We start from the raw sequence: 24,231 nt of genomic DNA, 5'->3' as shown, positions 1-24,231 counted from the left end.
GGCGTGCGGGCCCCCGATACGACAAGGGGACCACACTCCGGTACGCGGCGGCCACCGGCTCCGCCCGCCTGTGGACAACCGGCGGCGGCCCCGCCCGGACGGCGGCCCCGCCTCAGGCCAGGCGCTTGGCCGCGGCCTCGACCCGTTCGTCGGTCGCGGTGAACGCCACGCGCACGTGTCCGGCGCCCGCCCTGCCGTAGAAGTCCCCGGGGGCGACCAGCACACCGCGCTCGGCGAGGTGGGCCACCGCGCCCCAGGCGTCGTGGTCGGGGTGGCCGGCCCACAGGTACAGCCCGGCGTCGGAGTGCTCGATGCGCCAGCCCGCGCCCTCCAGGGCCTCGCGCAGCCTGGCGCGGCGGGAGCGGTAGCGCTCCTTCTGCTCGGCGGCGTGCGCGTCGTCGTCCAGGGCGGCGCTCATGGCCGCCTGGACGGGCGCGGGGACGATCATCCCGGCGTGCTTGCGCACCGCCAGCAGCTCCTCGACCAGCGCGGGGTCACCGGTGACGAAGGCCGCGCGGTACCCGGCCAGGTTGGAGCGCTTGGACAGCGAGTGCACGGCCAGCAGGTTGTCGTGGGAGCCGCCGCACACGTCCGGGTGCAGGATGGACACCGGTTCGGCGCCGTCCCAGCCCAGGTCGAGGTAGCACTCGTCGGAGGCCACGATCGCGCCTCGCTCGCGGGCCCACTCCACCACCTTGCGCAGGTGCGCGGTGCCCAGGACCCGGCCGGTCGGGTTGCTCGGCGAGTTCACCCACACCAGTCCGACGGGGGCGGGGCCGAGTGAGGTCAGGCCGTCGGAGGCCACCGGGGTGGCCCCGGCCACGCGCGCGCCGATGTCGTAGGTGGGGTAGGCCAGCTCGGGGTGGACGACCGTGTCGCCCGCGCCCAGGCCCAGGAGCGAGGGCAGCCAGGCCACGAGTTCCTTGGAGCCCACGGTGGGCAGGACCGCGCCCTCGGGGACGCGCACGCCGTGGCGGCGCTCCAGCCAGCCCGCGACGGAGGCGCGCAGCGCGGGGGTGCCCCAGGTCTGGGGGTATCCGGGCGCGTCGGCGGCGTCGGCGAGGGCCTTGCGCAGGAGGGAGGGCACCGGGTCGACGGGGGTGCCGACGGACAGGTCGACGATGCCGTCGGGGTGCTCGGCGGCCCTGCGCTTGTACGGTGCCAGCCGGTCCCACGGGAAGGTCGGGAGCCGCTTCGCCACGGGTCGCCGCTCGGCCATCGCACTTACTCCATCCAGGTCGGGTCTGTTGCCACAGGTCACACAGGGCCACACGTCACACAGGAATCGCGCCGACCCCCGTCACGGGGGTCGGCGCGACACGTCGTCCGCGCCGGGCCGCGCGAGGCCGCGCACCCTCTGCGCCATAGGGGTGCCGCGGGTGTCCTCCCCGGCCTCGGAGCACCGGGGCCCGCCCGGCGCGCCGCCGGGCTACTCGGCCTGCGGCGGCAGCTTGGCCACGAGCGGGTGGTCGCGGTCGATCTTGCCGACCTTGGAGGCGCCGCCCGGGGAGCCCAGGTCGTCGAAGAAGTCGACGTTGGCCTTGTAGAAGTCGGACCACTGCTCGGGGAGGTCGTCCTCGTAGTAGATGGCCTCCACCGGGCAGACCGGCTCACACGCACCGCAGTCAACGCACTCGTCCGGGTGGATATAGAGCATGCGGTCGCCCTCGTAGATGCAGTCCACGGGGCACTCGTCAATGCACGCCTTGTCCAGTACATCAACACAGGGCTGCGCGATGACGTAGGTCACGTCGTACTCCTTGTCTCACCCCCGCGTCCCACGGGGGAGGCGGGGATCTTCGCAGACCCCGGGCCGGGACCGACGTGCGGGCGCCCTGCCCCTGTTCCCGGGCTCTGCAAGCAATTGGCACAGATGTCGTACTCCTAGTATGACGGCGGAGAACACCCAGCGCACAATCGGGGGGCATTTCCTTGCACATGGGAGGACGTCTGGTCCACAGGATCTCTCCTGAGGACATCGGTCGGCGAGTCTCTGTACGAATACGCCTCCCCGAGGGAGGGTTCACCGATATCGTCGGTGTCGTGGAGTCCTGGGACGACGGTGTCCTCACCGTGCGCCGCCGTGACGGCTCCGCGGTGGAGGTCGCCGAGCCGACGATCGCCGCGAGCCGGGTCGTTCCCCCCGTACCCCCTCGCCGCCGTGGCGGAAACCCGCCGCGAACGCCCTGAACCCCGTGCGTTCCGGGTTCCACGAAGTGAGGCGGCGTCCGCCCGGCGGGCGTCGCGGGGCGCACATGTCGCGCCTGGACAGTGGCATTCTTCGGGCCCTGCGGGGTAGAAAACGCACAGTTCCGCAGCGGGTCCAGCCAGCCCGCCGAGGAACCGACAACGAAGCATCGCGCCCCCCGGCGGCACATCCACGCGGAACGGGCGCCGGTACGCGGGGAGGTGGTGAGCGCCCGTCATGCGCGAAGCAGTAGCGTCCGCCCTCGCCGAGCTGGCACGCCGGGACGAGCGGGCGGCCGACATGGCCCGGTCGGCCCTGGACACGCTCGCTCCGGAGCAGGAGATCGAGAGGCTCAACCAGCACGCCGTCCAGCGGTTCTGCTGGTTCGAGCTACCGGTCCGCTTCCACGACTCCGCCGAGGACCAGCTGTTCGCGGTCCGCGCCCTCGGCAACCTCTTCGCCCTCCTCCAGCTGCACCGGTACGCGCAGATCTGCTCGGCGCCGGAGACCGCGACCCTGCTCACCGTCTACAGCGGGGACCACGCAGCGGGCCTGGCGATGTACGAGCGGCTCATGTGGGAGTCGGGCGTGGAGCCGCCGGACCTGCCCGAGCTGACCTGGGGGACGGCGGTCGGCGACGCCGAGATCGTGGCCCGCGACGAGACCGCGTCGGCGCTGGAGCTGGCGATCACCCTGGGCGACGTGCGCCCCGGCAAGCGCGGGTGGCGGCCCGCCCAGGAGCGGTTCGCGCGGTCGTTCCTCACCCAGCCGGACAACCGGGGGCTGAGCCACCTGGACCGGATACGCGAGGAGCGGGTGCGGGCCTGGCTGAGCTCGTCCGCGCATCCGCACCGCCAGCGCCTGTGGCCGCTGGTGGGCCAGATCATCGCGGGCGCCGACGTGCCGCGCGGCGCCGAGGCCGCGATGGCGCCGCTCCAGCGGCTGCTGGACCTGGCCGCGGAGGGGATCGCGCTCACCCAGATCGGTTACATCTCGCCGGGCGTGGTGCGCCAGATGTGCGAGGACTTCGGCTGGCGGACCACACCCGAGCCGCCTCGCAGCGAGACCGACGCCACCCAGCTGATCGCCCTGCACCAGGCTCTGCGGGGGATGCGCGCGGTGCGCCGGTCGGGCCGCCGCCTGGTCCTGACGCGGCGCGGGCGCCAACTGCGGGAGGATCCCGAGGCGCTGTGGCAGGCGGCCACCGAGACCCTGTGCCGTACCGGGGGGCTGGACCAGGCCGCGGCGGAGACGCTGCTGGGCATGCTGCTGGCGCGTACTCCGCAGGGCAGCGGCTCACACGCGCGGCGCGGCGAGTCGGACGTGGAGGCGGCCGAGAGGGCGCTGACCGAGTCGGGGTGGGTGCCGGTGGAGCCTCCGGCACCCTCGGGCAGGCACGCCGCGTCGCACCGGCGCACCGCGGAGGCCGCCTCGGACCAGGTGCGCGCGCTGGTGATGGCGGTGAGCTGGCTGCTGGAGACCCTGGGCCTGCTCACCGACGACGACGGTGCCGGGCGCCGGGAGCTGACCGCCCCGGGGCGGGCGTTCGCGATCGCCTGCCTGCACCAGTCGGCGGTGGCTCCCCGGGCCGTGGTGTGACCGGCACACGTGCTGCGGCCGGGGTTCCGGTGCCCCCGGTGAGACCGTGGCGTGACCGGCAGGCGTGGTGCGACGGGCGGTCGCGGCGCGGCCGGGAGCCGCGTTCGGCGCCCGGGGCCCGCGTGCGGGGGAACCCCGCCTTCCGGCTGCGCCCCTCATCGGCCACCCGCTGCGCACGGGTGCCGGTCAGGGCCTAACCTGGAGCGCGAACCACCCGAGACCAGCAGGAGCACCATGCCCTCGCCCGAGCCGCCGCGCAAGGCGGAGACGACCGACGTGCCCGAGGCCGGCGGGGCAGTCGCCGACCCGTGGGAGCAGATGCCCGAGGACGCCCTCAACCGGCCGGACCTGGAGGAGGACACCGACGGCCCCGGCAGCGTCGAGGGCTCCGGTACCGGCTCCCGATCACGGGACACCGTGAGGACGAAGGCCTCAGACCCCTCGCCCGTGCGGCCGGACGCCTCCGGGGACGCCGCCTCCGAGGACGCCGCCTCCGGGGGCGGCCCCGCCGCCCCGCGCCCCGAGAGCTGGGCGGACTTCCTGCCCAGCCCGGTGTTCGTGCTGCTACTGGGCCTGGCGGGGTTCGCGGGCTGGCTGTCGTGGACCGCCGCGGAGCTGGAGTGGGTCGCCGAGGGCACCAGCGTCACCCCGCTGGTCCCGCCGGTGTTCATCCTGCTCGGCTGGATCGTCTCCCTGGCCGTCCACGAGTTCGCGCACGCGCTCGCCGCCTACCTGGCCGGTGACCGGTCCCTGCGCGGCAGCGCCTACCTGCGGCTCAACCCGTTCGCCTACCGGCAGGCCTTCGCCGGGCTGGTCCTGCCCTCGGCCTACCTGGGCCTGGGCGCCTTCGGCATGACCGGTCCGCCCACCTACGTGGACTGGGACCGCATCCCGTCCCGGGGCCGCCGCGTCCTGGTGGCGCTCGCCGGACCGCTGGCCAGCCTCCTGGTGTCCGCCGCGTTCGCGATCACCGTGTCCGTCCTGGTGCCCCCGGGCAACGACACCACCAACTGGGCGATCTCGGCGATGGCCTTCCTGTGCTTCGCGAACCTGACGGCCGCCGTGATCAACCTGCTGCCGGTTCCCGGCCTGGACGGCTTCGAGGTGCTGGCCGCCTGGCAGCGCGGCGACTGGGTCACCGCGGCCCGCGTCAACGCGCTGTTCGGCTCGGTGGCCGTGTTCGCGGTCCTGTGGTTCCCCGGCCTGAACGACCTGCTGGTGAACGCGGTGTACGGCCTGTTCGACCTGGTGCTGCCCAATCCGGTGTTCAGCGGCGTCGCCTTCTACGGCGAGCTGCTCCTCCAGTTCTGGGCCTGACCCGCGTCTCAGCGTCCACCGGCAGGTTCCGGGTCCGGTCTGACCGGAACCGTTGCTGGTGTGACGCAAGGGCCCTGACCTGGGGTGACGCTTCTTGTACTTGTAGCCGATGTCGGCGCTCGAACCTCGCTACGGGTACGAGATCACGGCGCGGGGGCGGGTTCTCGGGCCGCGGTCCTAGCCCTCTCGCCAGGGCCGCGCCCGCTCGGAGGGCCGCGTCCCCCGTCAGCCCCCGTCCGCGGACCGCGCGTCGCTCCCGGGCGCCTCGCCCCTCGGGGGACCGGGCGGCGGGACGAAGGACCAGCTGCGGATCACGGCGACCACCAGCACCAGCATCACCCCGAAGAGGTAGGCGTTGTGCATGATGTGGTTCGTGAGCACGATGTCGCCGCCGGGCATGTAGCCGACCGTCCCTATCAGCGCGGCCAGGTAACCGACCGCGAAGGCCACCGCCCCCGAGGTGCGGCGGCTGCCCCACGCGCACAGGCGGCACGCGCCGTACAGCAGCGCCAGGAAGGCCAGCAGCCCGACCGCGCTCGCGGCCCGGACCGCCGCGCCCGCGCCCCAGTAGAGGGTCAGCCAGCCCGCGCCGGTGGTGCCGAGCATGCCCACGGCGGCGCCGAGCAGCAGCAGGACCACGAAGGTCGTCCCGGTCAGCACCGGCGACAGGAACCCGGCGGAGGACTCGCCCTCGGCGGGCGCGGCGGTCTCAGGTGTGGTGGTCACAGCGACGAGGGTAGACGCTCGGTACCACCGGTCGCGGTCACAGCCCCGCGAACAGGTCGGTCTCGTACCCGCCGTGGTGGGTGCGCGGCGTCGGCCCCGCCAGCAGGGTGAAGTACTCCACGGCGTCGATCTCCTGGGCGATGCCGTTGGACAGGGCGAAGCGCTCGCCCTCCACCGTGATCTGGGTGGAGTGGGCGCGCATCGCGAGCGCCTTGGCCGCCCAGTGGTCGCTGGCGTCCACGCGGGTGGTCACCGCCGTCTCGGGGGTGCCCCGGGCGATGTCGGACACCCGGGCGGGCGGGGTGAAGGAACCGGACTCCTCGCTCAGCCGCGCGATGGACTCCTCGATGCGCGAGACCGGCTGGGCGATCGCGTAGAGCTTGCGGACCTGCCAGGGCGTGCCGGGCACGGCCCGCTCCCCGGCCCGGAGGAAGGCCCGCCGGGCGACCCTGTGCGCCTGGATGTGGTCGGGGTGGCCGTAGCCGCCGTGCTCGTCGTAGCTGACCAGCACGTGCGGGCGGACCTCGCGGATGACCTCCGCCAGGAGCGCGGCGGCCTCCTCCACGTCCGCGCCCCAGAACGCCCGGGGGTGCTCGTTGGTCGGCGCGCCCATCATCCCCGAGTCCCGGTAGCGGCCGGGTCCGCCCAGGAGGCGGTGGTCGCGGACGCCGAGGGCCAGACAGGCCTTGTCCAGCTCGCCGATCCGGTGCTCTCCGAGGGTGCCCTCGCGGTCGGAGGCCAGGTGCGCGAGGTCCTCGGGGATGACCTCGCCCTCCTCCCCCAGCGTGCAGGTCACCAGGGTCACACCGGCCCCCTCGGCCGCGTACTTGGCCAGGGTGGCTCCGGTGACGATGCTCTCGTCGTCGGGGTGCGCGTGCACCATCATCAGTCGCCTGTCAGTCACGTAGCGAACGATACCGGTCGCATCCGCACGCCACCTCCCGCATCGCACACTCCACGGAGGGGCGTCGGGCCGCCGACCGGCTCCCCGGACGGGCGCGGCATGGGACACAATCGGCCTATGAGCTTTCCTCGCCAACAGGCCCGCACGCAGCGCTTCTCGATCGGTGTCCCCCGCGCGTTCCAGATCTCGCCGGACGGACGGCGCGTCGCCTTCCTCCGGGGGCGCGACGGAGTGGACAAGGCCACCTGCCTGTGGGTGCACGACACGGAGGGGGCGGGAACGGACACGGTGGTCGCCGACCCCCGGTCCCTGGGCGCCGACGACGAGAACCTCCCGCCCGAGGAGCGGGCCCGCCGCGAGCGGCTGCGCGAGAGCGGCGGCGGGATCGTGTCGTACTCGGTGGACGAGGCGTTCACCCGCGCGGTGTTCGCCCTGTCCGGGCGGCTGTTCTACGTCGACCTGGTCGGCGACGACCCCGCTCCGCGCGAGCTGCCCGCCGCCACCCCCGTCGTGGACCCGCGCATCAGCCCGGCGGGCGACCGGGTCGCCTACGTCAGCGGCGGCGCGGTGCGCGTCCTGGACATCGCCGCCGCCGAACCGGACCACGGCGACCGCCCGGTGGTCGAACCGGACGGCCCCGACGTCACCTGGGGCCTGGCCGAGCTGGTGGCAGCCGAGGAGATGGGACGCTACCGGGGCTTCTGGTGGGCGCCGGACGGCTCCGCGCTCGCCGTCGCGCGCGTGGACGAGTCCGGGGTGAACACCTGGTACGTCTCCGACCCCGGCAGCCCCGGCCAGGAGCCGACGGCCCTGCGCTACCCGCCCGCGGGCGGCGCCAACGCCGACGTGCGCCTGGCCGTGTTCCCGGTCGGCCCGCGCGGGGGCGAGCGGCCCGAACCGGCCTGGGTGGAGTGGGACCGCGAGGCCCTGCCCTACCTGGCGACGGTCGGCTGGACGACCGGGCCGGACGGCACGCCGACCGTGGTGTTCACCGCGCAGAGCCGCGACCAGCGCACGCTGACCCTGTTCAGCGCCGACCCCGCGACCGGTCTGGTGGTGGAGTCGCGCACCGAGTCCGACGGCGTGTGGGTCGAGCTGATGCCGGGCGTGCCCGCCTTCACCGGTACGGGCGACCTGGTGTGGATCGGCCGCGAGGCCGGGGGCGAGCGCCGGGTCTACGTCGGCGACGCCCCGGTCAGCCCCGCGGACGTGTACGTGCGCGGCGTGGTGGACGTGGACGGCGACCGGATCCTGTACTCGGGATCGCCCGCGGGGAGCCCCGGCGACGTGTCGCTGTGGCTGGTCGAGCTGGGCACGGGCCTGGCCGCGCCGGTGGAGGTGCCCGGGCACGGGTGCAGCAGGTCCGCGGACTCGGGCGCGCACAGCGGCCTGCGCTCGGGACGGCTGCGCGGCGACACGCTGGTGGTGCAGCACCGGTCGATGGACTTCCCGGGCGCGCACACGGTGGTGCTGCGCGGCGCCAGCACCGAGACGCGCCGGTCCTGCTCCGAGATCGAGAGCCTGGCCGAGGCCCCGGACCTGCCGGAACCGCGTGTGGAGTTCTGGCGCGCCGGTGAGCGCCGGATCCCGAGCGCCCTGGTGCTGCCGTCCTGGTACCGGGAGGAGCTGCGCCCCCTGCCGGTGCTGATGGCGCCCTACGGCGGCCCGCACGCCCAGCGGGTGCTCAACGCGCGCGGGGCGTACCTGACCGCCCAGTGGTACGCCGAACAGGGGTTCGCGGTGCTCATCGCGGACGGCCGGGGCACACCGGGCCTCGGGGTGGAGTGGGAGCAGAGCGTCCACCTCGACCTGGCCGCGCCGGTCCTGGAGGACCAGGTGGCGGCACTGGAGGACGCGGCGGAGCGGTTCGACTGCCTGGACGTGTCGCGGGTGGGCATCCACGGCTGGTCGTTCGGCGGGTACCTGGCGGCACTGGCGGTGCTGCGCCGCCCGGACGTGTTCCACGCGGCGGTCGCGGGCGCGCCGGTCATCGACTGGGCGCTGTACGACACCCACTACACCGAGCGCTACCTGGGCACCCCCGAGGGCGAGCCGGAGGCCTACGGGCGCAGCTCGCTGCTGGCGGAGGCGGCCAAGCTGGAGCGCCCGCTGATGATGATCCACGGCCTGGCGGACGACAACGTGGCCTTCGCGCACACGCAGCGGATGTCGTCGGCGCTGATGGCGGCGGGGCGCCCGCACACGGTGCTGCCGCTGTCGGGGGTGACGCACTCGCCCTCGGACCCCACGGTCGCGGAGAACCTGATGCTGCTCCAGGTGGAGTTCCTCAAGGAGAACCTCCGGGGCGAGGGGTAGCGCCCGTCCCGCCCCGGTGCCGCGCGCGGGCCGGCGCGGCTCCGGGGCGGGACGCGACGGCGCGGCCGTCCTCGGACCCCTCCCCGGGGCCCTCGCGGACGCCCGCGCGCGGCGCGGCGGTCAGCCGGTCCCGGTCTGCGGGGCCGCCTCCTCCTGACTGGCGGCGATCTCCGACTCCTCGGGCACCTCGATCTCCACGGGTCCGTTGAACTGGAAGAAGCCGGCGACCGTGGAGTACCCGGTCACGAAGGCGCCGTTGACGCCCTCCTCCTCCGAGGACTCGTAGGTCTGGAAGTGCTGCGGGTAGCCGTCCTCGCCGATCCACAGGTCGAAGGTGAGCTCCGTCTCCTGGCCCGGGGCCAGGGCCGCCTCCCCGATGTGGGTTCCGGTGTAGTGGTGTCCCGTGCGTCCGCTCAGGTCGATGCCCTCGGTCATGTCCTCGGGGTAGTCGGTGACGGGCGGCGCCGACTCCCCCTGGTAGCTGACCTGGCTCCCCTCGCCGAGGACGGCCCGGAGGGACTCCACGGTGGACGTCCAGCCCGCCCGGGGCCCGTCCTCCAGCTCCTCCGGCCCGGGACGGTAGTACGCGCCCTCGACCACCCCGACCAGGTTGGAGTCCGTGCGGGCCAGGACGTCCTCGGGCCCCTCGCCGACCTCCAGGGTGACGAAGGTGGCCGGTCCCGCGTAGACGCTCTGGAAGTACCTGGGTTCGGGGTCCTCGGTGTAGGAGTAGCTGGTCGTGCTCCCCGTGGCCATCTCGGCTTCCCTCGTCGCGGAGTAGGCCGTGAAGCTCGACGCGCCGAGGGCCAGCTCGACGGCCTCGCCCACCACCGCCTCCGTGTTCTCGGGATCGGTCCGCACCGCGGGCCCCCCGCCGTCCGCCGCGCCCGCGCCCGAGCCCGCGTCGTCCCCGGTGACGGTGCCGCCGTCGGCGGTTCCCCCGTCGGCGGCCTCCCGGCCGTCCTCGGGGCGCACGACCAGCCAGGTGCCGACCAGCGCGGCGACCAGGACGGCCGCGGTGGCCGCGAGCAGCGGCGCCCGGCCTGACCGGCGCACCCGGCGGGGCGCGGGAGCCTCCACGCCGCGCCACTCGGTGGCGAGCAGGCCGGGGACGACCTCGGTCACCGGGTCGCCCTGGAGCGGCTGGATCCGGGTGGCGTTCCAGCCGGAGGTGAGCGCGGTGACCGCCTCGGCCGCCGGGGGCCTGCGTCCGGGGTCCTTGTCGAACGCCCGCCGCACCGGGTCCATGAGCTCGGGCGGCACCCCGTCCAGGTCCGGCTCGCCGTTGCGGACCCGGTGGGAGACCACCTCGGCGGACTCCCGGCCGAAGGGGTCGCGGCCGGTGGCGGCGAAGGCGACCAGACCCGCCCAGGCGAACATGTCGGACCGGTCGCTGGCGGCCTGCCCCTCGTACTGCTCCGGAGCCACCCACCCCGGGGTGCCGAACAGGCCGCCGGTGCGGGTGAGCGCGGTGCCCTCCACCGCGCGGGCGATCCCGAAGTCGAGCACCTTCGGGCCGCTCGGGGACAGGATGACGTTGCCGGGCTTGAGGTCGCGGTGCACCACGCCCGCCGCGTGGATCGCGGTGAGCGCCTCGGCGAGGCCGACCGCCAGGGCGAGCAGGACGCCCCCGGAGAGCGGCCCGTGCCGCCGTACGTGCTGGCGCAGGGTCAGGCCGGGCACGTACTCGGTGGCCAGCCACGGCGTCTCCGCCCGCGCGTCGGCGTCCAGGAAAGCGGGCGCGCAGGCGGCGCGCACCCGCCTGACCATCTCCACCTCGCGGGCGAACCGGGCCCGGAACTCGGGGTCGGCGGCGAAGTGGGCGTGGACGACCTTGACCGCGGCGCAGCCGCCGTCCGAGGCCAAACCCGCGTAGACGGCCCCCATGCCGCCCGCGCCGACGCGGCCGACCACGCTGTAGCCGCCGATGCGCTCGGGGTCGGCCGCGGCGGGCGGTTCCACGCCGGGGGGAAGCCGCTTCCGGTCGAAGGGAGGAGCGGTCTGTGGGGTGGGGGAGGTCAACGTGTGCCCTTCCTGGGGGTTCGGGGTCGAAGGCGGTGGGCTCGGCTCAGGAGAACGGGTCGGACTCCTGGTACACGCAGCTGTTGACGGGGACGCCGTCGACCAGGGTGGCGTCGTGCGGGGCGAGTCCCGGCGAGTCGGTGAAGCCGGGGAAGGTCTGCTCGCCGCCCAGATCCGGTGCCACGTGGCAGAAACCGCCGGGGTAGCCGGGGGCGATCCGCTGCTGCTCGTCCAGGACCTCGACGGGCATGTAGTAGAAGACGCCGCCGGTGACGGCGCCGACGATGGTCACGGTGAACTCGGCCACCGGGTTCTGCGGATCGAGTTCGGCGAGCACTCCGCGGCTGCCGGGCCGGGAGAAGTCGAGGTGCCCCTGCTCCGGAGTGATCTGCCACACCCAGGCGAAGTCGTCGCTGTGGACGGTCAGCCCGCCGAAGTCGGGGAGGTACTCGGCGGTGGCCGTGACGGTGACCGAGTTCGTGAAGCGCTCCCCCCGGGTGAGGGTCAGCCGCAGCTGGTCCAGCGCTTCCCCGTCCCCTCCCGAGGGTTGGAGCGTGCGGACCAGCCGGGCGCTGTCGCCGGGGACGGGCTCCACGGCCACGGTTCCGGTGGCGTACAGGTCCCGGTACTCGGCGGGGACGTCCTCTCCCGCGCCGCCCTGTCCCGCACCGCTGCCGTCGGCGGTGTCCGCGGTGGAGGTCCCCCCGTCGGAGGTGCCGTCACCCGTCGCCCCGGTCCCCTCCTCCCCGCCGCCGGAGAGCGAGGCCAGACCCGTCCCCGCCAGCACGGCGAGCGCGAGTGCGGCCGCGCCGACCGCCAGGGGCCGCTGGTTGCGGCGTGCCCAGGAGCGCCGGGGCGGGGCGTGGAAGCGCCAGAGGTCGGTCCGGCCGTCGTCGGGGTCGGCGGCGCCGGTCCAGGCCCGTGCCACGAGCCGGGGGAGGTCCGCGCCGGTGTCCTCACCGGAGGCGGCGCGCAGCAGCGCGGCCGTCTCCCGCAGCGCCGCGTCCGCGTCCGGCCGCCGCGCCGGGTCCTTGTCCAGGGCCCGCTCCACCAGCGCGCGCAGGGCTCCGGGAAGGCCCTCCAGGTCCGGCGGCTCCGACAGCACGCGCGGCACCATGGTGTCGGTGCCGCCCGCGCCGAACGGGTTGCGTCCGGTGGCGGCGAAGGCCACCAGCCCGCCCCAGGCGAACATGTCGGAGCGGTCGGTGGCCCCGCGTCCCGCGTACTGCTCCGGGGAGGTCCAGCCCGGCGTGCCGACCAGCCCGCCGGTCCGGGTGAGCGCGGTGCCGTCGACCGTCCGCGCGATACCGAAGTCCAGCACCCTCGGGCCGTCCGGGGACAGGATCACGTTGCCGGGCTTGAGGTCGCGGTGCACCACACCCGTACCGTGGATCGCGGCCAGGGCCTCGGCCACGCCCAGCGCGAACGCGGTGAGTGCCGCGCCGGTGAGCGGGCCCCGGGCCCGCACACGGGCGTCCAGGGTCGGCCCGGGGACGTACTCGGTGGCCAGCCAGGGAACCTCGGCACGGGTGTCGGCGCCCACGAACCCGGGCACGCAGGCCGCGCGCACCCGGCGCACCAGGGCGACCTCGCGGGCGAAGCGCTCCCGGAACTCCCCGTCGCCCGCGTAGACCCGGTGCACGCACTTGACCGCCACCCTCCGGTCGGCGTCGTCCAGCGCCGCGTAGACCACGCCCATGCCGCCCGAGCCGATCCGGCCCACCACCCGGAAGGGGCCGACGCGCCGGGGCTCGTCGGAGGCGAGGGGCCGCACACCGGTCGGCAGGGGAGGCGGCGCGGAGCCGGGGTGCATGGGCGAGGGGGCGGCGCTCATGTGGCGTGGACGACCTTCTGGATCCGGGGTTCGGGCGGGGCTGCGGGGGCGCGTTCGCCACCGGCGGTCGGCGCGATCGGCGACCACCAACCTAGGACACTCCCGCGACAGCGGGGGTTCTCCCCCTCTTCGCCCGCCCCGCTGGTTTCCCCCGCGCCCCACCGTCACGACGCACCGCCCGCCCCGCCCGGCCGCTTGCGCGGCCCGGGCATAGCCTGGCCGTATGCGTTCCTCCACCGCGCCGCGCGCCCTCGCCGCGCTGCTGGCCGACCTGGTCTGCGTGCTGGCCTTCGTCGTGATCGGCAGGACAGACCACGGATCCGGCACGGCCCTGACCGAGATCGCCTGGACCGCCTGGCCCTTCGCCGCCGGTACGGTCCTGGGCTGGGCGGTCACCCGCGCCTGGACCGCCCCCGTCCGGATCTGGCCGACGGGGCTGTTCGTGTGGGCCGTGACCGTGGTCGGGGGGATGGCGCTGCGCGTGTTCCTGGGAGAGGGCGCCCCGCTCAGCTTCGTCATCGTCACCTCGCTGTTCCTCGCCGCGACCATGCTCGGCTGGCGCGGGGTGGCGCTTCTCGTCGCGAAGAGGAGACAGCGCCGCGCCTGAGGGGGAACACTGGGGGGCGAACGCGACCTCCCTCACGAAGGAGCCCCCTGTGGCCGATCCCGTCACCCTCGCCATCGCCGCCGCCGTCGTCACCGGCGCGGTCGGCAAGATCACCGAGGCGGCGACCGAAGGCACCGTCGCCGCCTTCAAGTCCCTGCGCAAGGCGGTCTTCGCGCGCTTTCGCTCCGACCCCGAATCCCAGCAGGTCCTGGACGACGCCCTCCTGGAGCCGGAGGACCCCGAGGCGTTGGCCGCCGTAGCCGCGCACCTGGAGCGGGCGGAGGGCGAGGACCCCGCCGTGCGCGCGCTGATGCGGGAACTGCGCCGCGAGGTCGTCCAGGAGGGCGACGGGGCCGTGCACAACAGCATCCAGGGAGACGTCAGCGGCAAGGCGCGCGTGTTCCAGGGCCGCGACTTCCACGGGGACATCCACCTGTAGGAGGCCCCACCTCGGAGCGTTCGTAAGCTGGAACGGATGAACGAGCACCCCGCACCCCAGCTCCCTCCCTCCGGCGCCGTCCGCGGTCCCGCCTCCCGCGAGCCCGCGGACGGAGCCGGGGAGGACGAGGCGCGCGAGGTGGGCGTGGGCCCGTGGGAGGGCCCCTGGCCCGAGGGCGACCACTACGACCCCGAACTGCTCGCGGGCGGCGACCGCCGCAACGTCGTGGACCGCTACCGGTACTGGCGGCGCGAGGCGATCGTGGCCGACCTCGACACCGTGCGCCACCCCTTCCACGTCGCCGTGGAGAACTGGACGCACGACTTCAACATCGGCTCGGTCGTGCGCACCGCCAACGCGTTCGGGTGCGCGGCCGTGCACATCGTGGGCCGCCGCCGCTGGAACAAGCGCGGCGCGATGGTGACCGACCGCTACCAGCACGTCCACCACCACCCCGACACCGAAGCGCTGGTGGCGTGGGCCGAGGAGCGCGGTCTGGCACTGCTCGGTGTGGACAACCTGCCGGGCTCGGTGCCGCTGGAGACCTACCCGCTGCCCAGGAACGCGGTGCTGGTGTTCGGACAGGAGGGCCCGGGGCTCTCCGAGGAGGTGCGGCGGGTCTGCCGGGCGGTGCTGTCGATCTCCCAGTTCGGCTCGACCCGGTCGATCAACGCCGGGGCCGCGGCCGCGATCGCCATGCACGCCTGGGTGCGGGCCCACGTGTTCGACCAGCCGGTCCCGGCCGCCTTCTCCGCGGACGCCCCGACCCCCACCACGGCGCTGTCGTGATGGTTCCGTGATCTACCATGGTCGAAAGGCCCCTATCAGAGAGATTCCGGGATGAGTCCAACCGTCACAGCAGCCTCCCGTACCGCCACGATCGACGACGTCGCCGGTGTCGCGCGCGTTCTGGCCAGGTCAGCGCAGGAGGACCCGCTCTTCCGGTGGTTGTTCCCCGACGACGAACTGCGGATGGCCAGGACGCGCCGCTTCTTCGCCCTGACCGCGGGTTTCGGCTACGTTCCCTCGGGTGACACCAGGGTCGCCGAGACCAGGGACGAGAGCGAGGAGGCGCCGGTGGTGCGCGGCGCGGCGCTGTGGGCGCCCCCCACCGCCAACCCCGAGGGCCACCTGGTGTCGCTGCGCACCTGGCCGCACTGGGCTCCCCTGATCGGCCGCACCCGCCTGGCCGCGTTCGTGCGCGTGTTCGCCGAGTGGAAGCTGGCCGCGCCCCAGGAGCCCCACCTGTACCTGGCGGCTCTGGGCGTGGACCCGGCCGCCGCCGGCACCGGCGTCGGCGGCGGGCTGCTCACCTCGGGCCTGGACCGCGCCGACTCCGAGGGGCTGCCGGTGTTCACCCAGACGCTCAACCCCAAGACCGTCGGCTTCTACGAGCGGTTCGGGTTCCGGCTGGTACGTGAGGTGGAGAGCCCGGAGGCGGGAACCAACTACTTCCTGCTGCGCGACCCCTCCTGAGGCCCCGCGGGCCCGCTGCCCTTCCTGAGGAAACACCCCACCCGCGACGGCCGCGAGCCCTACCATGAGCGGTAATCGGAGCCTCCGGCACAAGGGAACCCCGGCCCCAGGGAAGAGGCAGCGCCCGTGACCCCCACAGCGGTACAGGCGGTCCGCACCGCGACCATGAACGACGTGCCCGCCGTGGCCCGGGTGCTGAGCCGCGCCCTCTACCACGACCCGCTCTTCCGGTGGCTCTTCCCGGACGACGGCCTGCGCATGGTGCAGAACTTCCGCGCGTGCGCGCTGCTGGCCGGGTTCGGCCACGTCCCCGGCGGCCACGCCGTCGTGGCGGAGTCCATGGAGGGCCCCGCGCGCGAACCGGTGGTGCGGGGCGCGGCCCTGTGGACCCCGCCCGGCGTCGGGCGGGAGGGCGTCGCGGTCCCGCTGCGGTCGCTGCCGCACTGGATCCGGCTGGTGGGGCTGTCCCGGCTGCCGGAGCTGGCCTGGTACTACGCCGAACTCAGGGCGTCCGTGCCGGAGGACCCGCACTGGTACCTGTGCGTGCTGGGCGCCGACCCCGCGGCGGACGGGACCGACACGGGGGCGCGGCTGCTGCGCGCGGGCCTGGCCCGGGCCGACGCGGACGGCGTTCCGGTCTACCTGGAGACGGCGGACCCGGCGGACATCGGCTACTACGAGGACTACGACTTCCGGATGGTACGGGCGGTCCACCCCCCTGCGGCCCCCCCGGCCTACTGCATGCTGCGCCCCGCCGCCTCCTGACCCCGCGGGCCCGGGGCGTCCCTGCTCCCGGCCGGGAACGGACCGGGACGGATCGGGGCCTTCTGTCCCACCGGGTCTCCTGACAGGATGGGCGCGTGGACATCCGAGGAATCTCCCACCACACCGACGGCGTACCCGAGGAGGCCGCGGCGCGCGACATGCGCGTCATCCGCGAGGACCTGCACTGCACCGCGGTGATGCTGATCGGCGCCGACACCGAACGCCAGGGGGCCGCCGCGCGCGCCGCCCTGGAGGTGGGGCTGGACGTGTGGGTGCGCCCGCAGCCGGAGAACCCGACGGCCGCCGGGCGGCTGGAGCACCTGGCCGCCACCGCCCGCATGGCGGAGGAGCTGCGCCTGGACCACCCGGGCCGGGTGACCCTCGTGGTCGGCACCGAGTTCTCGCTGACCTCCCCCGGTCTGCTTCCCGGGGCGAACGACTTCGTCCGGTTGCAGTTCGTCATCCGCCCGTGGCTGCGCCGCCCCTTCGAACGGCGGATGAACCGCAGACTCGCCGCGCTGCTCGCCGCGGCCCTGGACGTGGCCCGCGAGGACTTCGGGGGGCCGGTGACCTACGGGGCCGGGGGCTGGGAGGAGGTGGACTGGTCGGGCTTCGACCTGGCCGGGGTGAACCTGTACCGGTTCGGGACCGACGCCGACGCCTACGAGCGGCGCCTGGACGCCCTCCTGAGCGGTTCCGCCAAGCCCCTGGTGATCACCGAGTTCGGCTGCGGCGCGCACGACGGGGCCGACCTGCGGGGGGCGGGGTCCTTCCTCGCGGTGAACTGGTTCGCCGATCCGCCGCGCCTGCGCCGGGGCACCGCGCGCAACGAGGCCGTGCAGGCCGGGTACCTCGACGCGCTGCTGGGGCTGTACCGGGAGCGGGGGGTGCACGGCGCGTTCGTGTTCACGTTCGCCATGCCGGACTTCCCGCACAGCGAGAACCCCGTGTACGACCTGGACGCGGCCGGGTTCGGCGTGGTGCGGACGGCCGAGGACGATCCGTCGTCCTGGGAGCCCAAGGAGGCCTTCCACACGGTCGCCCGGCGCTACCGGGCCTGAGGGCCGCGGGTCCGGGGACGGCCGCCGTCACACCCCTGGCACGCCACGACCGCCCCGGTGGCACAGCACGACCGCCCCGGTGACACGCCGCGGATGGGCGCGGCCGCCGGACCCCGCGCGGTTAGGGTCCTGAGCCATGACCCGCAGCGATCCGCCACGGCGGGAGCGCCCCCGCGGGGCCCGGGGCCTCCTCACGCGGTGCGCGCTCACCGCCCTGGCCGCGGCCCTCGCGCTGACGGGCACGTCCTGCACCGCCCCGGCGCTGACCGAGGACGCCTACCTCGACGACGCCCGGCAGACCGCCGGGGACCTGCTGTCGGCCGTCCGCACGGGGACGCTGGTCTCGGAACTGGCCGAGGACGACCGGGCGTTCCGGCCCTACCTGGAGGTCAGCGCCAAGGACGCGGAGGACTCGGCCCGGTCCCTCACCGACACCTTCGGATCCCTCCAGCCGCCCTCTCCGAGCTGCGACAGCCTGCGGGACGAGGTGACGGACCTGTCCGACGCCGCCGTCCACGGCCTGTCCGCCCTGCGCGTCGCGCTGAAGCGGGAGGACCCCGACGGAGTGGCCGGGGCCGCCGAGGCGCTCCACGAGACCGCCGCCGCACTGGTGGAACTCCAGGAGGAGCTCCGGTGAGGATCCTCCTGTCCTTCACCCTGGGCATGCTCACCGCCGTCGGCGGGTTCCTGGACATCGGCGACCTGGTCTCCGCCTCCGTGGTCGGCTCCCGCTTCGGGATGTCCCTGGCCTGGGTGATCCCCCTCGGCGTCGTCGGGATCATGCTCTTCACCGAGATGGCGGCGCGCGTCACGGCCGTCAGCGGCCGGGCCGTCTTCGACCTGGTCCGCGAGCGGCTCGGCGCCCGCGCGGGCCTGGCCAACCTGCTGGCCTCCTACGTCATCACCCTGCTGACCATGTCGGCGCAGATCGGCGGTATCGCGCTCGCCCTCGAACTGGCCAGCAGCGTCCACTACCTGCTGTGGGTCCCGGTGGCCATGGCCCTGGTCTGGGCGGTCGTGTGGCGGATGCCGTTCGGATGGATGGAGAAGACCTACGGGCTGCTCGGTCTGGCCCTGGTCGTGTTCGCCGTCGCCCTGTGGCGGCTGAACCCCGACTGGGGCGGTCTCATGGCCAGCGCCGCGAGCCTCTCCCCTCCCCCGGACGAGGAGTGGTCGGTGTGGTCCTACTACGCCATCGCGCTGTTCGGTGCGACGATGACCCCCTACTCGGTCCTGTTCTTCTCCTCCAGCGGGGTGGAGGAGAAGTGGACCCCCCGCGACCTGGCCACCGCCCGGATCAACATCTTCTTCGGCTTCCCGGTGGGCGGTCTGCTCGCCCTGGCCATCATGGGCTGCGCGGCGGCCTGGCTCATGCCCGCCGACGTCCGCGTGGAGGACCTGGGCCAGGTCGCGCTCCCGGTGGTCGCGGCGCTGGGCAAGCTCGGGCTGGTCGTGGTCATCGTGGGCTTCTTCGCGGCCACCTTCGGCGCCGCCCTGGAGTCGGCCCTGGCGTCGGGCTACAGCGTGGCCCAGTACTTCGGCTGGCCGTGGGGCAAGACCCGGCCGCCCGTGCGGGCGGCGCTCTTCCACTCCGTCATCCTGCTGGGCCTGGTGGCGGGTGCCCTCTTCGTCCTCACGGGGATCGACCCGATCAAGGTGGTCGAGTACAGCATCGTGCTGTCGGCGGTGGCGCTGCCGCTCACCTACCTGCCGATCTTCGTGGTCGCCAACGACCGCCGCTACCTGGGCGACCGGGTGAACTCGCGGTTCACCAACATCCTCGGATCGGTCTACCTGGTCCTGCTGCTCGTGGTGTCGGTGGTCGCCATCCCCCTGATGCTCTACACGAAAGCGGGGCAGTGAGATGTCGCAGAACCAGGAACGCGGGTCTGTGTTCCGGATCGGCTTCGCCGTGCTGGACCGCCAGATCGTCGACCGCGACGGGCAACCGGTGGGCAAGACCGACGACGTCGAGTTCTCCTGGGAGGAGGGGGCCTCTCCGACCATGACGGCGCTGCTCACCGACTCCGCCGCGCTGGGCCCCAGGCTCTCGGGTCGCCTGGGAAGGCTGTGGCGCACGGCGCTGAGGAGGCTGCGGCCCTCCGAGCACGAACCCGTGCGGATCCCGGTGGGCGACGTCGAGGACTTCTCCCCCACGACCCGTCTGTCCACGCCCGCCCCCGAGGGGAGCCACGCGGCGGAGAGGTGGCTGAGCCGCAACGTCATCGGGCGGATCCCGGGGGCGGGGCGATGAGCGCCTTCCTGTTCAGCGAGCTGCTCGGCCGCCGGGTCGCGGACAGCTCCGGGCACACGGTCGGGACCGTCCAGGACGTGGTCGTGCGCCGCGACGGGGACTCCTACACCGTCCTGGGCCTGGTACTGGGCCGGGGCGCGTTCGCTGGCCGCCTCGGTTACGGGGGCTCGCTGGAGCCGCCCTCTCCATGGCACCGGGTGCTGGGCTGGATGCGCCGCCACGAGCGCTACGTGGCCTGGGAGGACGTCGAGAGCCTGGACGGGGAGTCCCTCGGGATCGGCGTGGGGTACGGGGACCTGCCCCGGCACTGGCGCGAGCACGAGGGCTGAGGCCGCCCGGGAGGACTCTCCTCTTCCGCCCGTCCTTCTGCACCAGCGAGTGATACCACTTCCAGGTACCATCAAGGCATGAACATGCATCTACGCCTGCCCGACGACATGCACACGGAGATCAGGGAGGCCGCCGAAGAGGACGGCAACAGCGTCAACACCGAGGTCGTCATCGCGCTGAAGGAGTTCCTCGCGAACCGTCAGACCGAGAGGGTCCGCCAGTACGCCCTGGAGATCGCCGAAGAGGACGCTGAGCTGCTGGCGAGGCTCGCCGAGTGACGCGTTACCTCACCAAGGCCGATGTCCGCGTGATCATCGAGGCGACCCTTCCCTCCTATGTGACGGTGAGGGACATCGGCCAGCTCCACGCGGCGCTGCTGCGCCCGCAGACCACCGCCTTCGGTGACGACGCCTATCCGGACGTGTGGCAGAAGGCCGCCGCCCTCATGCAGTCGATCCTCATCGGCCATCCCCTGTCGGACGGGAACAAGAGGCTGGCCTGGGTCAGCGCCAAGCTGTTCCTTCGCCTCAACGGCCAGAAGGTGGGCAGGCCTGACCAGAACGCCGCCTACGACCTGGTCATCGCCGTCACCACCGGCGATCCGGTGGACGTCTCCGAGATCGCCGAACAGCTCAGAAAAATCATGCCTCCCGTGGAGTGACCTCCAAAGCCGACGACGGGCCGCGCCCCCTGCTCCGACACGTCGATCACCGCGATTCCCGTACGCCCGCCTCCGGCAACCGCTACCTTCGTGCCATGGACATGCATCTGCACATGCACGACGGCCTCCACGCCCTGATCAGGGAGGCCGCGGAGGAGGACGGCGTCAGCGTCGAGGCCGCGGTCGTCACCGCCGTCGAGGACTTCGTCGCGAGCCGCCGGACGCGCGGGGTCCGGGAGCACGCCCGGGAGACGGTGGGGCAGGACGCCGAACTGCTCCACCGCCTGGCCGAGTGACCTCCGGCGGAGCGGCCCCAGGGAAAGGCGACGGGCCGCGCCCCCGGAGGAGCGCGGCCCGTGCGGTGCGACAGGGGTCGGGGGCTAGCCGACGCCCTTGCTGAGCGAGCCCAGCAGGTCGCGGTTGAGCTGCGAGATCGTGTCCAGCGGGATGCCCTTGGGGCAGACCGCGGCGCACTCACCGATGTTGGTGCAGCCGCCGAAGTCCTCCTCGTCCTGCTGGTTGATCATCTTCACCACGCGCGAGGACCGCTCGGGCTGTCCCTGCGGGAGCATGCCCAGGTGCGTGACCTTCGCGGCGGTGAACAGCATGCTGGAGGCGTTCGGGCAGGCCGCCACGCACGCGCCGCAGCCGATGCAGGTCGCGGCGTCGAACGCGCGGTCCGCGTCCGGCTTCGGGATCGGGTTGGCGTGGGCATCCGGCGCGGTACCCGTCGGGGCGCTGATGTAGCCGCCCGCCTGGATGATGCGGTCGAACGCGCCGCGGTCCACGACCAGGTCCCTGACGACCGGGAACGCCTTGGCCCGCCACGGCTCCACCGTGATGGTGTCGCCGTCGTTGAAGCTGCGCATGTGCAGCTGGCAGGTGGTGGTGCGCTCGGGCCCGTGCGCCTCACCGTCGATCACGACACCGCAGGCACCGCAGATGCCCTCACGGCAGTCGTGGTCGAAGGCGACCGGGTCCTCGTTCTCCAGCGTGAGCTTCTCGTTGAGGACGTCGAGCATCTCCAGGAACGACATGTCCGGGGAGACGTCGGTGAGCTTGTACGTGGCCAGCCGACCCTCGTCGTCCGGCCCCTTCTGACGCCATACGCGCAGGGTGATGTTCACTTGTAGCTCCGCTGCTTCATCTCGACGTACTCGTACTCCAGGTTCTCCTTGTGGAGTACGGGCTTGCTGTCATCGCCGCCGAACGCCCAGGCAGCCACGTAGGCGAACTCGTCGTCGTGGCGCAGTGCCTCGCCGTCCTCGGTCTGGCTCTCGGCACGGAAGTGGCCGCCGCAGGACTCGCGGCGGTGCAGGGCGTCGATGCACATGAGCTCGCCCAGCTCCAGGAAGTCGGCCACGCGGTTGGCCTTCTCCAGGGCCTGGTTGAACTCCTCGTTGGTGCCCAGCACCTTGACGTCGCGCCAGAACTCGGCACGCAGCGCCCGGATGAGCTCGATGGCCTTGGTCAGGCCCTCCTCGCTGCGCTCCATGCCGCAGTACTCCCACATGATGTGGCCGAGCTCCTTGTGGAAGGAGTCGACGGTGCGGGAGCCCTGGATGGAGAGCAGCTTGTCGATGCGGGAGGTGACCTGCTCCTTGGCCGCCACGGCCTCGGGGTGCGACTCGTCGAGGGCCTCGAACGGGCCCGACGACAGGTAGTCGTTGATGGTGTTGGGCAGGACGAAGTAGCCGTCCGCCAGCCCCTGCATCAGCGCGCTCGCGCCCAGGCGGTTGGCGCCGTGGTCGGAGAAGTTGGCCTCACCGGTCACGAACAGGCCCGGGATGGAGCTCTGGAGGTCGTAGTCGACCCACAGGCCGCCCATGGTGTAGTGCACGGCCGGGTAGATGCGCATCGGAACCTCGTACGGGTTCTCGCCGGTGATGCGCTGGTACATGTCGAACAGGTTGCCGTACTTGGCCTCGACGGCGTCCTGCCCCATGCGCGCGATGGCGTCGGCGAAGTCCAGGTAGACGCCCAGACCGCCGGGGCCCACGCCGCGGCCCTCGTCGCAGACGTTCTTGGCGGCGCGGGAGGCGATGTCACGCGGCACCAGGTTGCCGAACGCCGGGTAGATGCGCTCCAGGTAGTAGTCGCGCTCGTCCTCGGGGATCTGGCGCGGGTCGCGGGTGTCCCCGTGCGCCTTGGGCACCCAGATGCGGCCGTCGTTGCGCAGCGACTCGCTCATCAGGGTCAGCTTGGACTGGTAGTCGCCGCTGACCGGGATGCAGGTCGGGTGGATCTGCGTGTAGCACGGGTTGGCGAAGAGCGCGCCCTTGCGGTGCGCGCGCCAGGTCGCGGTGACGTTCGAGCCCATCGCGTTGGTCGACAGGAAGAACACGTTGCCGTAGCCGCCGGTGGCCAGCACCACGGCGTCGGCGAAGTGCGTCTCGATCTCGCCGGTGACCATGTCGCGGACGATGACGCCGCGCGCCCGGCCGTCCACGACGATGACTTCCAGCATCTCGTGGCGGGTGTTCATCTTGACGCTGCCCGCCGCGACCTGGCGCTCCAGCGCCTGGTAGGCGCCGATGAGCAGCTGCTGGCCCGTCTGGCCGCGCGCGTAGAAGGTGCGCGAGACCTGCACGCCGCCGAAGGAGCGGTTGTCGAGCAGGCCGCCGTACTCGCGGGCGAAGGGCACGCCCTGGGCGACGCACTGGTCGATGATCTCGACACTGGTCTGGGCCAGGCGGTAGACGTTCGACTCGCGGGAGCGGAAGTCGCCGCCCTTGACGGTGTCGTAGAACAGCCGGTAGATGCTGTCGCCGTCGTTGCGGTAGTTCTTGGCGGCGTTGATGCCGCCCTGGGCCGCGATGGAGTGCGCGCGGCGCGGGCTGTCCTGGTAGCAGAACGAGGTGACGTTGTAGCCCGCCTCGCCCAGGGTCGCGGCCGCGGAGGCGCCGGCCAGGCCGGTGCCCACCATGATCACCGAGAGCTTGCGCCGGTTCGCGGGGTTGACCAGCTTGGCCGAGAAGCGCCGCTTGTCCCAGCGCTCGTTGATCGGGCCCTCGGGGGCCTTCTCGTCCCGGATCGGGTCGCCGACGCGGTAGAAGTCGTTCTCAGACAATTAACCCACCAGTCCAAAGGTGACCGCCAGAGGCGGAAGCAGGAAGCCGACCGTCACGATCAGCGACAGACCCACGGCGACCGCGTTGAGCACGCCCTGACGGCTGGCCTGGTTGGCGCCGAGGGTGGCCAGGGCGCTCCAGATGCCGTGCCGCAGGTGCAGGCCCACAGCGATCACGGACAGGACGTAGAACAGGGTCACGTACCAGAACTCGGGCTGGAACCCGTTCACGAGCCGCTCGTAGGGGCTGTCGGACGCACCGCCGGGAGCGATGGTGTTCGTGGTCAGGTGCAGGATGTGGAAGACCACGAACAGCGCGACCAGGACGCCGCCGTAGCGCATGGTGTAGGAGGCGTAGCTGCGGGCCACCCTCTTCTTCACCTGGTAGCGCTGGGCGGCGGGACGCGCCTTGCGGGCGCGGGCCCACAGCGACACCGCCGCGTAGATGTGGATCAGGACGCTCGCCAGCAGGACGATGCGGAAGATCCACAGGAATCCGCTCTCGGGCAGCAGCGGGTAGCCCAGCTGCCGGAGACTGTGGGCATAGCCGTCAAAAGCCTCCTGGCCCGAGAAGATCTTGAGGTTGCCGTACATGTGCGCGATCAAATACAGCACGAGGATCGCCCCGGTGACCGCCATCGCTGCTTTGAGCGCCACCGTGG

The 24,231-nt window shown here is 73.2% G+C and carries 26 protein-coding genes; 17 read left to right on the top strand and 9 right to left on the bottom strand.

The window, feature by feature from the left end; translation table 11 throughout:
* Positions 1–112: 112 nt before the first annotated feature.
* Together dapC and fdxA are read right to left on the bottom strand one after the other, a co-directional pair.
* Positions 113–1,219: a succinyldiaminopimelate transaminase gene (gene dapC / locus HGB44_RS06695; protein WP_061082169.1), complete on the bottom strand. Its 1,107-nt coding sequence runs from the start codon at positions 1,217–1,219 to the stop codon at positions 113–115.
* A gap of 210 nt (positions 1,220–1,429) precedes the next feature.
* Entirely contained in the window at positions 1,430–1,750 is a 321-nt protein-coding gene (gene fdxA / locus HGB44_RS06690; RefSeq protein WP_013154907.1) for a ferredoxin, read from the bottom strand.
* Positions 1,751–1,932: 182 nt separating this feature from the next.
* On the opposite strand from fdxA, the gene HGB44_RS31830 reads away from it, so the two are divergent.
* The 3 genes from HGB44_RS31830 (at position 1,933) to HGB44_RS06675 (ending at position 5,104) form a co-directional block, all read left to right on the top strand.
* Positions 1,933–2,190 (top strand): putative acetyltransferase, encoded by a 258-nt coding sequence (locus HGB44_RS31830; protein ID WP_082768508.1) that lies wholly within the window; start codon positions 1,933–1,935, stop codon positions 2,188–2,190.
* Between the two features lie 235 nt (positions 2,191–2,425).
* Entirely contained in the window at positions 2,426–3,787 is a 1,362-nt protein-coding gene (locus HGB44_RS06680; protein ID WP_061082207.1) for a hypothetical protein, read from the top strand.
* Between the two features lie 234 nt (positions 3,788–4,021).
* The gene (locus HGB44_RS06675) at positions 4,022–5,104 is read left to right on the top strand and encodes a site-2 protease family protein (protein WP_061082208.1); all 1,083 of its coding nucleotides are present in this window, start codon (positions 4,022–4,024) and stop codon (positions 5,102–5,104) included.
* 225 nt (positions 5,105–5,329) lie between these two features.
* Here HGB44_RS06675 and HGB44_RS06670 read toward each other — a convergent pair whose 3' ends face one another.
* Both HGB44_RS06670 and mshB read right to left on the bottom strand, forming a co-directional pair.
* A complete protein-coding gene (locus HGB44_RS06670; protein ID WP_061082209.1) occupies positions 5,330–5,830 on the bottom strand; it encodes a hypothetical protein in 501 nt (166 codons plus the stop codon).
* A 37-nt stretch (positions 5,831–5,867) separates the two neighbouring features.
* Positions 5,868–6,734 carry an N-acetyl-1-D-myo-inositol-2-amino-2-deoxy-alpha-D-glucopyranoside deacetylase gene (mshB, locus tag HGB44_RS06665; RefSeq protein ID WP_231972551.1) on the bottom strand — a complete coding sequence of 289 codons (867 nt, stop codon included), beginning with the start codon at positions 6,732–6,734 and terminating at the stop codon, positions 5,868–5,870.
* A 117-nt stretch (positions 6,735–6,851) separates the two neighbouring features.
* Here mshB and HGB44_RS06660 point away from each other — a divergent pair, with 117 nt between their 5' ends.
* Entirely contained in the window at positions 6,852–9,050 is a 2,199-nt protein-coding gene (locus tag HGB44_RS06660; protein WP_061082211.1) for a S9 family peptidase, read from the top strand.
* A 120-nt stretch (positions 9,051–9,170) separates the two neighbouring features.
* On the opposite strand, the gene HGB44_RS06655 is transcribed toward HGB44_RS06660, so the two are convergent.
* Both HGB44_RS06655 and HGB44_RS06650 read right to left on the bottom strand, forming a co-directional pair.
* The gene (locus HGB44_RS06655; protein ID WP_061082212.1) at positions 9,171–11,072 is read right to left on the bottom strand and encodes a serine/threonine-protein kinase; all 1,902 of its coding nucleotides are present in this window, start codon (positions 11,070–11,072) and stop codon (positions 9,171–9,173) included.
* A 46-nt stretch (positions 11,073–11,118) separates the two neighbouring features.
* The gene (locus tag HGB44_RS06650; protein ID WP_231972552.1) at positions 11,119–12,906 is read right to left on the bottom strand and encodes a serine/threonine-protein kinase; all 1,788 of its coding nucleotides are present in this window, start codon (positions 12,904–12,906) and stop codon (positions 11,119–11,121) included.
* 223 nt (positions 12,907–13,129) lie between these two features.
* Between HGB44_RS06650 and HGB44_RS06645 the strand changes: the two genes are divergently transcribed.
* The 13 genes from HGB44_RS06645 (at position 13,130) to HGB44_RS06585 (ending at position 20,795) form a co-directional block, all read left to right on the top strand.
* Positions 13,130–13,513, top strand: coding sequence for a DUF3054 domain-containing protein (locus HGB44_RS06645; RefSeq protein ID WP_061082213.1), 384 nt, complete (start codon positions 13,130–13,132; stop codon positions 13,511–13,513).
* A 49-nt stretch (positions 13,514–13,562) separates the two neighbouring features.
* A complete protein-coding gene (locus tag HGB44_RS06640; RefSeq protein WP_061082214.1) occupies positions 13,563–13,952 on the top strand; it encodes a hypothetical protein in 390 nt (129 codons plus the stop codon).
* 36 nt (positions 13,953–13,988) lie between these two features.
* Positions 13,989–14,741, top strand: coding sequence for a TrmH family RNA methyltransferase (locus HGB44_RS06635; protein WP_061082215.1), 753 nt, complete (start codon positions 13,989–13,991; stop codon positions 14,739–14,741).
* A 51-nt stretch (positions 14,742–14,792) separates the two neighbouring features.
* The gene (locus tag HGB44_RS06630; RefSeq protein WP_061082216.1) at positions 14,793–15,428 is read left to right on the top strand and encodes a GNAT family N-acetyltransferase; all 636 of its coding nucleotides are present in this window, start codon (positions 14,793–14,795) and stop codon (positions 15,426–15,428) included.
* 126 nt (positions 15,429–15,554) lie between these two features.
* Positions 15,555–16,193: an N-acetyltransferase gene (locus tag HGB44_RS06625; protein ID WP_061082217.1), complete on the top strand. Its 639-nt coding sequence runs from the start codon at positions 15,555–15,557 to the stop codon at positions 16,191–16,193.
* 95 nt (positions 16,194–16,288) lie between these two features.
* Positions 16,289–17,254: a hypothetical protein gene (locus tag HGB44_RS06620; protein WP_061082218.1), complete on the top strand. Its 966-nt coding sequence runs from the start codon at positions 16,289–16,291 to the stop codon at positions 17,252–17,254.
* A gap of 136 nt (positions 17,255–17,390) precedes the next feature.
* On the top strand, positions 17,391–17,891 hold the full coding sequence (locus tag HGB44_RS06615) for a hypothetical protein (protein ID WP_061082219.1): 501 nt from the start codon (positions 17,391–17,393) through the stop codon (positions 17,889–17,891).
* Complete coding sequence (locus HGB44_RS06610) at positions 17,888–19,117, top strand: NRAMP family divalent metal transporter (RefSeq protein ID WP_061082220.1); 1,230 nt, start codon at positions 17,888–17,890, stop codon at positions 19,115–19,117. The genes HGB44_RS06615 and HGB44_RS06610 overlap by 4 nt, the downstream gene beginning before the upstream one ends.
* Position 19,118: 1 nt before the next feature.
* A complete protein-coding gene (locus HGB44_RS06605; RefSeq protein ID WP_061082221.1) occupies positions 19,119–19,508 on the top strand; it encodes a hypothetical protein in 390 nt (129 codons plus the stop codon).
* Positions 19,505–19,837 carry a PRC-barrel domain-containing protein gene (locus HGB44_RS06600; RefSeq protein ID WP_061082222.1) on the top strand — a complete coding sequence of 111 codons (333 nt, stop codon included), beginning with the start codon at positions 19,505–19,507 and terminating at the stop codon, positions 19,835–19,837. The genes HGB44_RS06605 and HGB44_RS06600 overlap by 4 nt, the downstream gene beginning before the upstream one ends.
* Before the next feature lie 78 nt (positions 19,838–19,915).
* Positions 19,916–20,116 carry an Arc family DNA-binding protein gene (locus tag HGB44_RS06595; protein ID WP_061082223.1) on the top strand — a complete coding sequence of 67 codons (201 nt, stop codon included), beginning with the start codon at positions 19,916–19,918 and terminating at the stop codon, positions 20,114–20,116.
* On the top strand, positions 20,113–20,499 hold the full coding sequence (locus HGB44_RS06590; protein ID WP_061082224.1) for a type II toxin-antitoxin system death-on-curing family toxin: 387 nt from the start codon (positions 20,113–20,115) through the stop codon (positions 20,497–20,499). Before HGB44_RS06595 ends, HGB44_RS06590 begins: the two co-directional genes overlap by 4 nt.
* A gap of 95 nt (positions 20,500–20,594) precedes the next feature.
* Positions 20,595–20,795, top strand: a complete 201-nt coding sequence (locus tag HGB44_RS06585; RefSeq protein ID WP_061082244.1) for a hypothetical protein — start codon at positions 20,595–20,597, stop codon at positions 20,793–20,795.
* Positions 20,796–20,879: 84 nt separating this feature from the next.
* Here the strand turns inward: HGB44_RS06585 and HGB44_RS06580 are convergent, their stop codons facing one another.
* Genes HGB44_RS06580 through HGB44_RS06570 form a run of 3 tightly spaced genes read right to left on the bottom strand, consistent with a single transcriptional unit; the run spans position 20,880 to position 24,226 of the window.
* Positions 20,880–21,626: a succinate dehydrogenase/fumarate reductase iron-sulfur subunit gene (locus HGB44_RS06580; RefSeq protein ID WP_017564106.1), complete on the bottom strand. Its 747-nt coding sequence runs from the start codon at positions 21,624–21,626 to the stop codon at positions 20,880–20,882.
* Complete coding sequence (locus HGB44_RS06575; RefSeq protein WP_061082225.1) at positions 21,623–23,569, bottom strand: fumarate reductase/succinate dehydrogenase flavoprotein subunit; 1,947 nt, start codon at positions 23,567–23,569, stop codon at positions 21,623–21,625. The genes HGB44_RS06580 and HGB44_RS06575 overlap by 4 nt, the downstream gene beginning before the upstream one ends.
* Complete coding sequence (locus HGB44_RS06570; protein WP_082768509.1) at positions 23,570–24,226, bottom strand: succinate dehydrogenase cytochrome b subunit; 657 nt, start codon at positions 24,224–24,226, stop codon at positions 23,570–23,572.
* Positions 24,227–24,231: the final 5 nt, after the last annotated feature.

The sequence above is a fragment of the Nocardiopsis alborubida genome, from assembly GCF_012396365.1.
Taxonomy (GTDB): Bacteria; Actinomycetota; Actinomycetes; order Streptosporangiales; family Streptosporangiaceae; genus Nocardiopsis; species Nocardiopsis alborubida.
The sequence above is the reverse complement of the archived record's forward strand: the minus strand, read 5'-3'. Positions and strand labels throughout refer to the sequence as shown.